Annotated in this window: 14 protein-coding genes; 11 read left to right on the top strand and 3 right to left on the bottom strand. The window is 43.0% G+C overall.

The features are described 5' to 3' along the window. Nucleotides 1-10: 10 nt before the first annotated feature. The 4 genes from xerC to DLM75_RS08155 all read left to right on the top strand — a co-directional run bounded on the left by xerC (nucleotide 11) and on the right by DLM75_RS08155 (nucleotide 4,301). A complete protein-coding gene (gene xerC, locus DLM75_RS08170; RefSeq protein ID WP_118968054.1) occupies nucleotides 11-946 on the top strand; it encodes a tyrosine recombinase XerC in 936 nt (311 codons plus the stop codon). Then, nucleotides 933-1,475, top strand: a complete 543-nt coding sequence (gene hslV / locus DLM75_RS08165) for an ATP-dependent protease subunit HslV (protein WP_118968053.1) — start codon at nucleotides 933-935, stop codon at nucleotides 1,473-1,475. Before xerC ends, hslV begins: the two co-directional genes overlap by 14 nt. Before the next feature lie 13 nt (nucleotides 1,476-1,488). Further along, nucleotides 1,489-2,925 (top strand): ATP-dependent protease ATPase subunit HslU, encoded by a 1,437-nt coding sequence (gene hslU, locus DLM75_RS08160; protein WP_118968052.1) that lies wholly within the window; start codon nucleotides 1,489-1,491, stop codon nucleotides 2,923-2,925. A gap of 92 nt (nucleotides 2,926-3,017) precedes the next feature. After that, nucleotides 3,018-4,301: a PQQ-dependent sugar dehydrogenase gene (locus DLM75_RS08155; RefSeq protein ID WP_118968558.1), complete on the top strand. Its 1,284-nt coding sequence runs from the start codon at nucleotides 3,018-3,020 to the stop codon at nucleotides 4,299-4,301. 613 nt (nucleotides 4,302-4,914) lie between these two features. Here DLM75_RS08155 and DLM75_RS08140 read toward each other — a convergent pair. Then, complete coding sequence (locus DLM75_RS08140; protein WP_118968049.1) at nucleotides 4,915-5,745, bottom strand: hypothetical protein; 831 nt, start codon at nucleotides 5,743-5,745, stop codon at nucleotides 4,915-4,917. Nucleotides 5,746-5,812: 67 nt separating this feature from the next. Between DLM75_RS08140 and DLM75_RS08135 the strand changes: the two genes are divergently transcribed. From DLM75_RS08135 to DLM75_RS08120, 4 genes are read left to right on the top strand one after another with little or no spacing between them, the layout of a single operon-like run. After that, nucleotides 5,813-6,073, top strand: a complete 261-nt coding sequence (locus tag DLM75_RS08135; protein ID WP_118968048.1) for a lipoyl domain-containing protein — start codon at nucleotides 5,813-5,815, stop codon at nucleotides 6,071-6,073. Further along, the gene (locus DLM75_RS08130; protein WP_118968047.1) at nucleotides 6,070-6,948 is read left to right on the top strand and encodes a metallophosphoesterase family protein; all 879 of its coding nucleotides are present in this window, start codon (nucleotides 6,070-6,072) and stop codon (nucleotides 6,946-6,948) included. Before DLM75_RS08135 ends, DLM75_RS08130 begins: the two co-directional genes overlap by 4 nt. A 1-nt stretch (nucleotide 6,949) precedes the next feature. Next, nucleotides 6,950-7,993, top strand: a complete 1,044-nt coding sequence (locus DLM75_RS08125; RefSeq protein WP_118968046.1) for an Mrp/NBP35 family ATP-binding protein — start codon at nucleotides 6,950-6,952, stop codon at nucleotides 7,991-7,993. A gap of 46 nt (nucleotides 7,994-8,039) precedes the next feature. Then, a complete protein-coding gene (locus DLM75_RS08120) occupies nucleotides 8,040-8,729 on the top strand; it encodes a hypothetical protein (RefSeq protein WP_118968045.1) in 690 nt (229 codons plus the stop codon). A gap of 6 nt (nucleotides 8,730-8,735) precedes the next feature. Here the strand turns inward: DLM75_RS08120 and DLM75_RS08115 are convergent, their stop codons facing one another. Both DLM75_RS08115 and DLM75_RS08110 read right to left on the bottom strand, forming a co-directional pair. Further along, on the bottom strand, nucleotides 8,736-9,350 hold the full coding sequence (locus DLM75_RS08115) for a UbiX family flavin prenyltransferase (protein ID WP_118968044.1): 615 nt from the start codon (nucleotides 9,348-9,350) through the stop codon (nucleotides 8,736-8,738). A gap of 304 nt (nucleotides 9,351-9,654) precedes the next feature. Further along, the gene (locus DLM75_RS08110) at nucleotides 9,655-10,554 is read right to left on the bottom strand and encodes a 4-hydroxybenzoate octaprenyltransferase (protein WP_118968043.1); all 900 of its coding nucleotides are present in this window, start codon (nucleotides 10,552-10,554) and stop codon (nucleotides 9,655-9,657) included. 123 nt (nucleotides 10,555-10,677) lie between these two features. Between DLM75_RS08110 and DLM75_RS08105 the strand changes: the two genes are divergently transcribed. The 3 genes from DLM75_RS08105 to ychF are packed head-to-tail and all read left to right on the top strand — an operon-like array spanning nucleotide 10,678 to nucleotide 13,461. Beyond that, nucleotides 10,678-11,328 carry a hypothetical protein gene (locus DLM75_RS08105; protein WP_118968042.1) on the top strand — a complete coding sequence of 217 codons (651 nt, stop codon included), beginning with the start codon at nucleotides 10,678-10,680 and terminating at the stop codon, nucleotides 11,326-11,328. Between the two features lie 6 nt (nucleotides 11,329-11,334). Continuing rightward, entirely contained in the window at nucleotides 11,335-12,309 is a 975-nt protein-coding gene (locus tag DLM75_RS08100) for an LIC11612 family fibronectin-binding protein (RefSeq protein WP_118968041.1), read from the top strand. A gap of 48 nt (nucleotides 12,310-12,357) precedes the next feature. Next, nucleotides 12,358-13,461 carry a redox-regulated ATPase YchF gene (ychF, locus tag DLM75_RS08095; RefSeq protein ID WP_118968040.1) on the top strand — a complete coding sequence of 368 codons (1,104 nt, stop codon included), beginning with the start codon at nucleotides 12,358-12,360 and terminating at the stop codon, nucleotides 13,459-13,461. Nucleotides 13,462-13,777 lie beyond the last annotated feature (316 nt).

Here is a 13,777-nt window from a genome sequence, read left to right as displayed (position 1 = left end):
GAGCATTCCATTGGGCGATTATCCATTTCGACTTCCTCAGTTTTCATCCGCTTCCCAGAATTTAGCGGCGGAAAAATTCATCACGTATCTTAGAATCGAAAAAAATTATTCTCAAAACACACTCAACGCATACAGCATCGATCTGAAATTCTTTTTTGATTTCTGTGAGAAAGAACAGTTGGACATCCTACAAATCGAGCCCGTTGACATTCGTTCTTATTTTGCCTATCTCGCAAAAAATCACGGTTTGGATCGAAGGTCCCAGAGTAGAAAATTATCTTCTCTTAGGACCTTCTACAAAGTGTTGCTCCGAGAAGATCTCGTCGTTTCGAATCCTGCGGTTCAAATCAGTTTTCCGAGAGTCAGAAGGGACATCCCGAAAAACTTCCGAATCGGAGAAACGGAAGAAATCCTGAGCTTCGAAGCGGAACGGACGTCGGAAATTTTGGACATTCGCGATCGTGCTATGATCGAGGTGTTGTATTCTTCCGGACTTCGTGTATTCGAGTTGGTAAACGCGAAACTTTCCGCTCTTTCCAAAGATCTAACGATTCTCAAAGTTCTTGGAAAGGGACAAAAAGAAAGATTCGTATACTTCGGAAAAGAAGCAATACAATCTCTTGAAAAATATTTGGAATATAGAACTCATTTTTTTCCCGAGACAGAGGAAATTTTTCTCAATCAAAAAGGAAAGAAACTGACGACCCGAGGCGTACGTTATATTTTGAATGAAAGAAGAAAAAAAATGGGATGGGAAAAAACCATCACTCCGCATAAATTCAGACACACGTTCGCTACCGATCTTTTGGACGCGGGAGCGGATATCAGAGCCGTGCAGGAATTACTCGGACATTCTTCTCTTTCTACGACTCAGATTTATCTGAGTGTGAGTAAGGAAAAAATCAAAGAGGTTTATAGAAAAGCTCATCCCCATGCCAGAAAATAAAATTCGTTCCACTACCATTCTTTGTGTCCGTAAAAACGGAAAAGTCGCCATCGGAGGAGACGGTCAGGTTTCTATGGGAAACACCGTCATGAAACAATCCGCAAAAAAAGTAAGAAGACTCTACGACGGAAAGATTCTTTCCGGTTTTGCAGGATCCGCCGCAGATGCGTTCACTCTTTTTGAACTTTTTGAAAAGAAGGTGCAAGAATTCGGAGGAAGTCTTTCCAGGAGCGCCGTGGAACTCGCGAGAGAATGGAGAATGGATCGTATGCTTCGAAGACTCGAGGCGCTTTTGATCGTCGCAGACAAAGACGAATCGTTTTTGATTTCCGGAACGGGAGACGTGATTTCTCCGGACGAAGGTGTGATCGCGATCGGCTCGGGAGGAAATTACGCGTTAGCCGCCGCTCGAGCGCTCTACGATCATACCGATCTTTCGGCGAGGGAAATCGTAGAATCTTCCATGAAAATCGCCGCAGACATTTGTATCTACACAAACGATCATATTACCATCGAAGAAATTCTCTAAATAAAAAAAACCTATGACAGATTCTCAAAAAGACCAGGACCTTACATTCTCAATCGAAGAGGAACTCACACCTCGACAGATCGTGACCAAGTTGGATGAGCACATCATCGGTCAAAAAAACGCAAAAAAAGCGGTCGCCGTCGCGCTCCGAAACCGAACTCGTCGCAAAAAACTCGATCCGGAAATGCAGGAAGAAATCTATCCTAAGAATATCATCATGATCGGTCCGACCGGCGTTGGAAAAACGGAAATCGCAAGAAGACTTTCCAAACTCTGCGGCGCTCCCTTCCTGAAAGTGGAAGCGACAAAATACACCGAGGTCGGTTACGTAGGAAGAGACGTGGAATCCATGATCCGAGATCTGGCCGTCATTTCGATGAATCTCGTAAAACAGGAATTCAGAACCAAGGTGGAAGAAACCGCGAAACAAAAAGCGGAAGAAGCCTTACTCGATATTTTACTTCCTTTCCCGGGGGAACCCAAACCGACCTCCACGCAAATATCAGGTTTTTCGAATACACCGATTGCCGATGAAGAGGAAAGAAAAACGCATTTTCTCGAAACCAGAGAGTTTATGAGAAAAAAACTAAAAACGGGAAAGTTAGACGAACAAGAAGTCGAACTCGATCTACCGAATCCAAGCGCTTCTCAGATTCCGATGTTGCAGGTTTTCGGAGCGGGAAACTTAGACGACTTGGATAATCAATTGCAGAACGTTTTGGGAGATATGCTTCCGAAAAAAAATAAAAAACGAAAACTCAAAATCCCGGAAGCTCTCAAAGCCTTAGAAGAATTCGAAGCGGAAAAGTTACTGGATCCGGACAAGGTGCAAAGAGAAGCCATTCGAAGAGTGGAAGAAATGGGAATCATCTTTTTGGACGAGATCGACAAGATCGCCGGAAGGGAAGGAAAAACCGGAGCCGACGTATCCAGAGAAGGTGTACAAAGAGACCTTCTTCCGATCGTGGAAGGCGCCACCGTGAATACAAAAATCGGACCGGTAAAGACGGATCATATCCTTTTTATCGCGGCAGGCGCGTTTCATATGACCAAACCTTCGGATTTGATTCCGGAGTTGCAGGGAAGATTTCCGATCCGTGTTGAACTCGAAAAATTATCCAGAGAGGACTTTGAAAAAATTCTCACCGCGCCTCGCTCTTCGTTAACGAGACAATACGAAGCTCTTCTGGCAACCGATTCCATTCGAGTCGAGTTTACTACGGACGGGATTCAAGAGATCGCAAGAATCGCCTATGATATGAACGAGAAACACGAAAACATCGGAGCTCGAAGATTGAATACGATCCTAGAGCGTCTATTGGAAGAATTGAGTTTCGAAGGCCCGGATCTTCCCGAAGAGAAACGAAATGTAAAAATCGACGGAAAATACGTTTTGGACCGATTGCAAGGCGTAATTCAGGACAAGGATCTGAGTCAGTATATTCTATAATTCAAATTAGAATCTTTGCATTTTCCCTTTTCAAGAAATGATTTTTGAAAGTAAAATCGGAGATTCTATTTGACGGACTCGCAAAAAAAAGGATGCTTTGCGCCATGCATTGTATCCCAACCTCTTTTCAAAAAATTCTAATCTATTTCTTTTTTGCGTTCGTTTTGATTTTTTCAAACGGATGTGAATGGCTTCAGAAAACCCTCGTGGAGGTATTAGGCGCGCCCGATTCTTACAAGGCACAAGGCGATCCCAATCTGCTTCAGCCAAACTTCTCCGGTAAAGATGAACAAAAGGAAAAAATTCTCATTTCTCTAACGGAAGTTTCCTCCGGTTTTTCCCAGCCGACCGATCTTCAATTTCCTCCGGGAGAATCGGAAGCGTTCCTTGTGACGGAACAAAAAGGAAAACTACGATGGGGAAAAGTTAGGAAGAATGAAACGGGAACATTATTGACTTTGAATGTGTTATCCGAAGCGGAACAAGGTCTTCTCGGTTTGGCGTTTCATCCGGATTTTGCGAAGAATGGAAAACTCTATCTCAATTATGTTTTAAAAGTCAACGGAAAGGATACAAGCCGCGTCTCGGAATGGATCGTGTCTTCTCCGAAAGATTTACCGAATTCTAAAATTACTTCCGAAAGAATCATTATGGAAGTCGTTCAACCATATCCGAATCACAACGCGGGTCAACTTGCCTTCGGTCCCGATGGATTCTTATACATTGGTTGGGGAGATGGGGGATGGAAAGACGATCCCAAAGAGAACGGACAAAATCCGAAAACACTCTTAGGAAGTATGTTGCGTGTCGACGTAAACGCAACGGAAAACGGAAAAAACTATAAAATTCCCGCTGACAATCCTTTTGTAAACGATTCCTGTTGTGCACCGGAAACATTCGCGTACGGCTTTCGAAATCCGTGGAGATACAGCTTTGATCCGCAGGGACGATTGATTCTCGCGGACGTAGGTCAGGATCTTTGGGAAGAAGTGGATCTCATCGAAAAGGGAAAAAACTACGGCTGGAACACAAAGGAAGCGACCCACTGCTTTGATCCAAAACAAAACTGCGATGAAAAAGGGCTTACCGATCCGATCTACGAATATGGAAGAGAGGAAGGTCAATCGATTACGGGCGGTTACGTCTATTCGAACAAGGCGATTTCTCAGTTAAAGGGGAAATACGTTTTTGCTGATTTTGTTTCCGGACGCATCTGGGCCTTGGATCTTCCTGAAACTTCCGGACAACCCGCAAAAAAAGTTTATACATTGGGGAAATGGCCGGTCTTGATTTCTTCGTTTGGAAAAGACGCTTCCGGAAAAGTTTATCTCACCGATTTTGGAAGTGGAAAAATCTATCGACTCGATCCCAAATGAGAAATCGATACGAATTTTTTTAGAACAAAGAACTTCTCGTACAACTCTTGTGTGAGAAGTTCTTTTATATTCATTGCTTTCTTGAATGTAGTTCCTCGGAAGATCGTTTTTTTTCTCAAGTCGCAGGTTTTGTTTCGATGACAACTTCCAAAGGGAATTACTTTCATTCTTAGAGAAAACTTTCTATTCTTCATTCAAACGGATTTTTACTGGCATTCGACTCGAAAAAAATAGTACACGAGCCTTCAAATTTCTTTCGAACAAATCCTTCCTGTGGATTCCGTATCCGTAAAATGCAAGATACAAATCTCCGCATTTCGAGTCGCACAAAAGTTTGATGCAAGTTTTTGATTGAGAAGCCCGAACTTTTCAAAGAACACGGAGGAAAAAGGAACCGTGAAACGATTTTTCTTACGGATCCTTCGTTTGTGCTTTGGAGGAATTTTAAAGAGTAGATTCAAAAAATAAAAATTCGATCTTAGAAAGGTTTTCTGGATCGGAAAAATTCAAGAACGATCCAAACTTTCGTGTTTTCAATTTGTTTCGAAATTTTGTTTTCGAAATCAGAAGAACTTCTCGTGATCAAAAAAATTTTGAACGCACTTGAAATAAATTAGAAATCCATCTTCAATCCGGAAATCGGGTACTTCATGTACACCGTTGTTGTTCTTGCACCGGAAGTAATCGTAAGAAGGTCTAACGGATTCAAACCGATGCTATAGAAGCCCTCGTCAATCATAGCGATTCCGAAACCGGCGCTTTCTTTTTCATTTAAGAATTCAGGTCGAAAGAAATCGGCAGAATTTCCTTGGTCAAAGAGTTCTTTGTGTTTGAGTCTGGATTCCTGAATTCTTTCAAAGTCCAGGTGATGAATCGGAGAATCGTTCCGAATTCGAAAACTCAATTCCTCTTTGGTTATCCGGATCTTGAGTGAGATGTTCATATTGTATTTTTCAATCTTGCTACGAACATCGGAAAGAAACGCTTTTTCACTTTCCGTCAAAACCTTCTTCTTCGTACGAATCTTATCTTCCAAAGAAAGAACTGTCTGGACTTGTTTCTTCACCTTATCGGGGACGATATAACGATGCATCGCATCGCGGAGGAGTGAGGTCTCCATAATAATCTCAAGAAGGTCCTCCGCGTCTTGACGACTGGATTCTCCCTGTTCTAATTTTTTTAAAAGTTCGTCTCGGAAGATAATGTGGCGTATGTTCGCCTTGATTGCGTTTAACAACGCTTCCATTAAACCGCTAAAGAGATGAAAGCCGGCTAACGGGTTCGCTCCGATTTCTTCAAGAATTCCGTTTACAAGCTCGGAAAGAATATCTCTCGTAGGTTTTGTCAGACCTTTGAGCTCAAGGTGAAAGAATTTTCTCTTTTTGAGATCCTCGATATTTTTCAGGATCTCGCTCCCTTTGAGCGCTGTTTTCTGGTTTGCCATATATCCCCACCGAGTTTTTTAGGTATCATTGATGCGCAAAGTCTTTTACGCAAGTTTGTTTTAAATCATGAAACCAAAATCCGGCATTTTTGAACTGATCACACCGGACCTCGGAGATACAGACAAGATCGAACTCGTTCATTGGAATTCGAAGATTGGAGACTCTGTAACACCCGGTCAAGAAATCTTAGAGCTCGTAACCGACAAGGCTTGCTTCCCGATGGAGTCTCCGGTGAAAGGAAAACTAACGCAAATTATAAAAGAGAAGGGATCCATCGTTCGTAAAGGCGACGTTTTAGGAATCCTGGAACTTTCTGACGCCGAATGAAAATTCTTCACCTTTCAGATCTGCACTTTCCCACATCCGTTCCCTTCTTCCAGTTAAGAGGAAAGATGGTAGTAGGATATTTGAATTATACACTTCGAAGAAGAAAAAAATATCCTTCCTATATTTGGGACTCTATTTTGAAAAGTGTGGAGACTTTGAATCCGGACGCGATCGTAGTTTCCGGAGACATCACAAACGTTTCGCATGAAAAAGAATTCCAAACCGCAGGAAAAATATTAAGCGAACTTCCTCCGGATAAGATTTTTTACATCCCCGGAAATCATGATCGCTACACAAAACATGCCGTAGGCGAACATCCATTTTTCGAAAAGTATTTTTCAAATCTTTCCGGAGAATCTATTTCGCATAACGCAGAATACATTCGAATTAAAAAAATCGGAAATCTGCACTTTGTTGGCTGGGATTCCAGTCTTCCTCTTTCCATTCTAAACGCGTATGGAACGATTCAACCGGAAGTAATCTCAAGAACTCAAGAAATTCTTAGAGAAAAAAAAATAGAGGATTATATTCTAGTTTGTCATCATCCGATCTGGAATCCAAAGGAAAGACAGGAGACGGTTCATCACCGCTTACAAAATCGGGAAGAAATCGCCAGACTTCTACAAAAACAACCGCCTCTCGCTTTTTTACACGGACACGTACATACCAACTGGGTAAAATTTCCCGGCGAAAAAATGCCGTATTACGTCGTCAATTCCGCTTCCAGCACTCGCCTTTCGGATTCCAGACATGAGTGCGGATTTCACTTGCTGGAAATCGAAAAAAAGAATCTTAAAATTCAAAGATATACTTATAACCCAGAACAGTCTAAATTTACGGAAGCTCCCTTAGTTTCGTATTCAGAAAAGGAATAAAATGGCCACAATCGAAGCAGTTAAGATCCAAAGAGAACTTGCCAAAATCAAACATCCGGAACTCAAAAAAGATATCGTCTCGCTTGGAATGGTAGGGTCCCTTGATATCCAAGAAGGAGAAACGAATATTCTCCTCAAAACCCCCAATCAAGACAGAAGAATTCAGATCGGTCTTGAGGCACAAATCCGCCAGTCACTCACGAAGTTAGAAGGTGTGGGCAAGGTGAAGATCAAGTTTGAAGTCGATCCAAAACTCGTATTAGACGATTCTAATAAAATCCCGGGTGTGAAGAACGTGATCGCGATCGGTTCCGGAAAGGGCGGAGTCGGTAAATCTACCGTCACCGTAAATTTGGCGGCCATGGCCGCTTCCCTCGGATACAAGGTGGGAGTTCTGGACGCAGACATTTATGGTCCCTCCGTTGGAAAGATGTTCGGTGTCAACGGTCGCGTGGCTCTAAAAGCCGAGGAAGATAAAATTTATCCTCTGGAAAAAGACGGACTCAAGATCATTTCCTTTTCCTTTCTCATCGACGAAAAACAACCCGTCGTTTGGAGAGGGCCGATGCTCGGAAAAGCCATCGAACAGTTCTTATACGATATCGTCTGGGACGATCTCGACTATCTTTTCATCGATCTTCCTCCCGGGACGGGAGACGTACAACTTTCTCTCGCACAGCTGATCGATTTAAACGGCGCCGTTATCGTTACGACTCCACAGTCTGTTGCGCTGTTAGACGCTAACCGTGCTTCAGCGATGTTCGCTCAAGTGAAAGTTCCCATCTTGGGAATCGTAGAAAATATGAGCGAGTTTATCTGCCCCAAATGTGGACACGCTTCTGCCATATTTAGCAAAGGAGGGGGCCAGAGATTGGCAGAATCTTCCGACGCACGTTTCTTAGGTGGCATCCCGTTGACAATGGAGATCATGAACGCCGGTGAAGACGGAAAACCCGTGATTTTAAAAGACATAGATGGTCCAATCTATAAAGCTTACAAAAGTATTTTCGATCATCTAAATGAAGAAATAAAAAAGTGGGAATAATACAAGGATTTGAGTCTGTTGTACATAAAGAGGCGGGAGGTGAACCTTGAAGTTTGAAAAGGGATCCGAAAAAAACCCAACGGGCAATCTAATCGTTTATTGCAACGTGTTTGGTGAAAACCCTCTCAGCCCCGGAGGAAAGATCATCGCGTCTAACGTTGTCGTGAGCTTTCTAAAGATAGGGGAAAACTTTCCTGTAGTAACTTTCCCACCCGTTTCCTTGGATAGTTACGAAGAACTCAAGAAAGTTATTTCTGAGAACATCGACAAATACGATGTCATCAAGATACGGGATTTTGAAATGCCCGCTTCCAAAGAAGCGTCCAATGATTACATTCAAGAAAGAATGGATCAGTTCAACAGTGTCGTAATCAAATACGTGGAAATCTGCAAGAATCGCGAAGTTGGTAACGGACAGGTTCATTTTCCGGAAGAGGAAAGTGGTGTTAGAGAATATCTGGACGCGCTCGCCAATCTTTCCTTAAAGATCAGAAGATCGACCGGAATCGCAAGAGAGGCTTCTCTGATCAAGATGGATCAATTGGTGGAAAACTTTTCCACAAAACATCCAGAGTTCGATTTGGATAATTTTAAGAAGGCGCTCTCCTTACCCGGACAAACCGGAGAAGAGTTGATCGGCCTTTATCTTCAAAAGTTCAACGCGATCTCCAAGGAAAACTACGAAGACGCATCGACCTTGAAGAAGAAAATTCACGATATCGAATACTACGCTTAACAAAAACTATTCTTCTTGGTTGTTTGGATTCCATCTGGGGTAGAGATCCAATTCTACGCCTAAGAGTCTGAAAATTCTCTCGCTAATAAAATCTCCCAGATCTTCCAATGTCTTCGGCATTTGATAAAAACCCGGAGACGCGGGGAGAATCGTTCCACCTGCGTCGTGGAGTTCCAACATATTCTTCAGATGAATTCTATTGTAAGGAGCTTCCCTCGGAACAAGAACAAGAGTTCTTCTTTCTTTCAGAGTTACGTCAGCCGCTCTTTCAATTAGATTTTCCGTCAAACCTGCGTTAATCGAAGCGATCGTCTTCATGGAACAAGGAAGAACCACCATCGCCTTCCAAGGGTTGGACCCGGAAGCGATATCGGCTCCGATATCCAAAAAATTGCGGATCAAAAATTGATGTTTCGAAATTCCGATTTTGTATTTCGAAAAAATGTAATCGAGGAGTTCCTTCGCGGAAGAAACGGAACAATTCATCTCTTCCCGAAAAACTCGGAGAGAGGCCGGACTACAGATGAGAAAGGTCGTTCCTTCGATCGTCGAAAGCGCGCGGATAAATCGTTCCGCGTAAATAGAGCCGCTTGCACCGGCCATTCCTAAAACAAGTTTCATGAGAACTCCTAAGTAAGATTCAAAACCTTCAGAACGATTTCCATTTTGCGAAACTGGGAAAATGAATCCCTTCCATTCTTCTCGAGTCAGAAATTCGGATCCCTAGACGGATCTTTTTTTGGGATCGGATTTGTAAGAGCTCCTGCTTCTTCCATTCTTTCAGACAGAAAGTAAACGAAACAAAAGTGTCACCTCGTTTTGTACCGAATGATCTCCGATTACGATTTCCGATTTCGTAAGGAAGGTATTACTTGGATCCGATCGAATTCGGCACCCAAGGTTTCAAAGACGATCGCGTCCTTTCCTAACTTCCTAATAGGACCAAAAAAAAGAAACGGTCCGCGAGCAATCCTCCAAAAAGAATCAGAGAAATGTAAGAATGAATCTGATAGAACTTCGGTGGAAAAATATTCTCACCCGCACCTCTCGCAATTTTGTGTTCTTGAAAAAGATAATAGGAAGTGATCAAAAGAAAGAGCAAAAACACCGGACCCAAGCCGGATACGATTCCCGCCGCAAATAAAAGGACGATACAGAGAACGTGATTGATCGCCGCGATCCAAAGAGAAGAATTCCTTCCAAATTTTGACGGAACCGAAAACAATCCTTCCTTTTTATCAAATTCTTGATCTTGAAGAGCGTAGAGAATATCAAAACCGGCCAAGTTGAACGCAAGTCCCAAGGTCCAAAGCAGTGGTTCTAAAACGATTTCTTGTCGAATCGCCACCCATGTAGCAAGCGGAGCGAGACCGATAGAAAATCCAAGAATCCAGTGACAGAGCCAGGTAAAACGTTTTGCAAGAGAATAACCCAAGAGAATAAAGAGTGTCGGAAACGAGAGCGCAAACGCCATCGAATTGATCCACCAACTCACAAAACAAAATCCGATCGAAGACAAGACCACAAAAAGAACGGCGGAACGAATCGAAATTTTTCCTGCGGGAATTTCTCGATCCACGGTTCTTTGATTTTTCGCATCGATATCCCGGTCTACGATTCGATTGAATCCCATGGCGGCCGATCTCGCCAAAACCATGGAAATCAGAATCAAAAAAGAAAGAATCAACCATTCGATCGGAGATTTATCGTGCGTTTTGAGAAAGGCGAGGACAAATGCAATTCCAGCAAACGGAAGCGCGAAGAGCGTATGCGAAAACTTGATGAGACTTCCATACTGCTTCAGGGATTTTAGACTCAGATTCATAGTTTGGATCGGATCCTGCCTTTTTGGAAATCGGAACTATTTCCAAAATTCTTTTCCAACACAAAATCAAAGAGAAAGCTTAAAAATCGATGATTTTTTCTCCGGTCTCCAAAGGATACGCTTATGACCCAAACTCTTACTTCCTCTCCGGTTTCCGCGGAGTCCATTCGAACTTTTTTAAAAAAAATCATAGAAGATCCGAAGATTCATTCCCGCTGGTTGAATACGATTTCCTTTTTGGAACATATGGGTTCCCGTAAAATTCTCGCGACACAGAGCGATTTTGGAATGGGAGAAATGATTCTCAGACACGCATCGGAAGAAGCAAGACACGCGCATTTTTTCAAACGAATGAGCGAACGTGTTTCTCCGGGTTCTTGTCCCGATTACAAACCGGAAAATCTTCACTGCGGTTTTTCAGCCTTTTCCTATTTTCAAAGGTTGGACGCGCTCGTCCTCAAGGATCTCAACGGATCAGGAATCCGAGGAAAAAAACAATCGTTTCTTTCCTATCTGTATGTGACACATCTCATAGAAGAAAGAGCCGATTTTCTCTACCAGGAATACGATCAAATCTTAGAAGAGAACGGGATTCAGGTCAGCCTCAAAGCGATCATCAAAGAAGAAGAATCGCATCTCTCGGAGATGAAGGCCGCCCTAACTTCCGAAGATCCGAATTATGAAACACGTTATGCGCTCTTTCAAGAAAAAGAAAGGAAGAATTATCTCAAATTCCAAACTTCGCTATTGCAATCCGTAGGGCTTTCCTCCTAATTCTATATGCAACGATCGGTTTTCAAACGAGTCCTTCTTGCAGTTCTCCTTCTTGTAATTTTCGACGTTTCCGGTGTTCTTTCGGAAACGGGAGGACTGAAGGATCGACCTGTGAGCGTGGCGCTTGTTTGTGAACCTTCGTCCAAAGTCGACAAGGTCCGCTTTTACAAATCAACGTCTTTATTTTTCAAAAGGTTAAAAGCGAAGCGGACTCAGGAGAATGGGACCGCATTCTTTGTCGGTTACGGAACCTTCGCAAACGAAACGCCTACGGAACAACTCGCGCAAGCGACCCAAAACGGATACGATCTGTATCTCTTTTCCAAAGACGCCAAAGAGAATCTACCTTCCGCAAACATTCCTGGAAGTATCCCTTGGATTTCCTTTGGAATCGAAAAAAAAATAGAAATTCCCCAAAAAGAAAAAAGACCCACTTCGAAAAATTCTTCGAGGAAAAAATCAAAACGATCAAAGTCTCAAAAGAAAAAACCGATCTCAGAAAAAACGAAGGGAAAGAAGAATTCAACTTCCCGGAAAGCGAAGAATTCCAATGTACCCGAATCGCAATCGGAAAAGAGCGAAGGCAAAGAGGAAAAGCCTACGACGATTTCTTTTGGAAGGGCTTCTTGGGAATTGAGTTTTGATTCTTTGAAATTTTGGTTCTCCACAAGCACGGACGCAAAAGACATTCCTTTCGAATCCGATCGAATTTCCTTTTTATTAGGAGAAAAAAACTCCGAAGAATGGGCATCTTTTTTGGAAGGAAAAACGGAAGATTCTACTTGGATTCGCCTGTTGTCGCAACCGCAAGATCTGCGTTTTAGCGAAGGAATTTATTACACGGGCTGTGCTTCTCCTTCAATCCCAAACGGAATCTCCGTTTTGAATTTTTTCTTTCGTGGAAACCGACTGATCCGACTCAAACAGGAAAGTTTTTCTCTCAATAGCGACGGCTCTGGAAAATCCTGGGATCTGGAATAAGCGCGATTTTACTTTTCGGTTGACCCCTGTCCGGAAAATCTGGACTCCATGAGTCTGAATTGCGGCATCGTCGGCCTTCCCAACGTAGGTAAATCCACTATTTTTAACGCCCTCACAAAAGCGGGCGCGCAGATGGAAAACTATCCATTCTGTACCATTGAACCAAACAAAGGAATCGTAGAAGTTCCGGATTCCAGACTGGATCGACTGGCCGAAATCGTCAAACCGCAGAAGATCGTACCCGCCATTATCGAATTCGTAGACATCGCCGGACTCGTCAAGGGCGCGAGTCAAGGAGAAGGTCTTGGAAATAAATTTCTTTCGCATATCCGCGAAGTGGACGCGATCTGTCACGTTGTGCGCGCTTTTGAAGACGACAACGTAACACACGTCCACGGAAAAGTGAATCCTGTCGACGATGCGGCCGTCGTGAATCTGGAATTGATCTTTGCCGATCTGGACAGCGCAGACAAACAATACCAAAGAGCCGCCAAAAACGCAAAGAATGGAAACAAAGAAGCCCAGGAAATCGCATCGGTTCTTGAAAAGATTTTGGATCTTCTGAAAGCCGGCAAACCGGCGCGACTCGCACTTCCGAATCTTAAGGACGAAGAAAAAAAACTCGCAAAGACCTTCCAACTGATTACTTTAAAACCGGTGATGTATGTCGCGAATATCGCCGACAAAGACGCCGCAAAAAAAGACACAGCTCTGATCCAACAAATTCGACAAATGGCAAAAGAAGAAAACGCCGAACTCGTCATTCTCTGTGGACGTTTTGAAGAAGAGATCTCTGGTCTGGACCGAAACGAACAGCTCGATTTTTTACAAGAAATTGGAGAAACCGAGAGTGGGCTGGATCGGATGATCAAAACTGCATACAAACTTTTAGGATTAATCACATTCTTCACTGCCGGAGAAGTCGAAGTGAGAGCTTGGACCACTCCCGTCAACAGCACGGGACCCAAGGCCGCCGCCGTAATCCACTCTGATTTCGAGAAAGGTTTTATTCGTGCAGAAGTGATGAGCTACGAAGATCTGGATCGCGCGGGCAACCAAGCGAAGGTAAAAGAAGAGGGTAAACTTAGAATCGAAGGAAAAGAATACATCGTCCAAGACGGAGATGTGATTTACTTTAGAATCAACGCGTAATAAGCTCGTTTTATCTTTTAACTCAAACACGCTTCGGGGAATTATCAAAACCTCCGGAGTCCGTTGTTTCCAGAAGCCGCCTTTTAAAACCCGATTCTTAATGCAGAACACATTAAAGAATTAGATTATTCTTATTCTTTCGTATTCCATAATTTATTTCCGTTTTCTTTAAACAATACAAAGACCCGTTCAAAGGATACTCAACTTTTGTATCCTAAATTTCCCGGATTTATTTTGCTAAAATTCGGTTAATTTTTCTAAAAAGGGTTTGACCGGTCGAGAGACGTAATTAATTTGGATCTTGCGCCGTAGACAA

The organism is Leptospira stimsonii, from assembly GCF_003545885.1.
In the GTDB taxonomy this organism is placed as follows: Bacteria; Spirochaetota; Leptospiria; order Leptospirales; family Leptospiraceae; genus Leptospira; species Leptospira stimsonii.
The sequence above is the reverse complement of the archived record's forward strand: the minus strand, read 5'-3'. Positions and strand labels throughout refer to the sequence as shown.

Excerpts from the sequence above, each read along its gene's own strand:
- hslV (WP_118968053.1), top strand. The coding sequence starts at position 933 with ATGCCAGAAAATAAAATTCGTTCCACTACCATTCTTTGTGTCCGTAAA.
- hslU (WP_118968052.1), top strand. The coding sequence starts at position 1,489 with ATGACAGATTCTCAAAAAGACCAGGACCTTACATTCTCAATCGAAGAG.
- DLM75_RS08155 (WP_118968558.1), top strand. The coding sequence starts at position 3,018 with ATGCTTTGCGCCATGCATTGTATCCCAACCTCTTTTCAAAAAATTCTA.
- DLM75_RS08140 (WP_118968049.1), bottom strand. The coding sequence starts at position 5,745 with ATGGCAAACCAGAAAACAGCGCTCAAAGGGAGCGAGATCCTGAAAAAT.
- DLM75_RS08135 (WP_118968048.1), top strand. The coding sequence starts at position 5,813 with ATGAAACCAAAATCCGGCATTTTTGAACTGATCACACCGGACCTCGGA.
- DLM75_RS08130 (WP_118968047.1), top strand. The coding sequence starts at position 6,070 with ATGAAAATTCTTCACCTTTCAGATCTGCACTTTCCCACATCCGTTCCC.
- DLM75_RS08125 (WP_118968046.1), top strand. The coding sequence starts at position 6,950 with ATGGCCACAATCGAAGCAGTTAAGATCCAAAGAGAACTTGCCAAAATC.
- DLM75_RS08115 (WP_118968044.1), bottom strand. The coding sequence starts at position 9,350 with ATGAAACTTGTTTTAGGAATGGCCGGTGCAAGCGGCTCTATTTACGCG.
- DLM75_RS08110 (WP_118968043.1), bottom strand. The coding sequence starts at position 10,554 with ATGAATCTGAGTCTAAAATCCCTGAAGCAGTATGGAAGTCTCATCAAG.
- DLM75_RS08105 (WP_118968042.1), top strand. The coding sequence starts at position 10,678 with ATGACCCAAACTCTTACTTCCTCTCCGGTTTCCGCGGAGTCCATTCGA.
- DLM75_RS08100 (WP_118968041.1), top strand. The coding sequence starts at position 11,335 with ATGCAACGATCGGTTTTCAAACGAGTCCTTCTTGCAGTTCTCCTTCTT.
- ychF (WP_118968040.1), top strand. The coding sequence starts at position 12,358 with ATGAGTCTGAATTGCGGCATCGTCGGCCTTCCCAACGTAGGTAAATCC.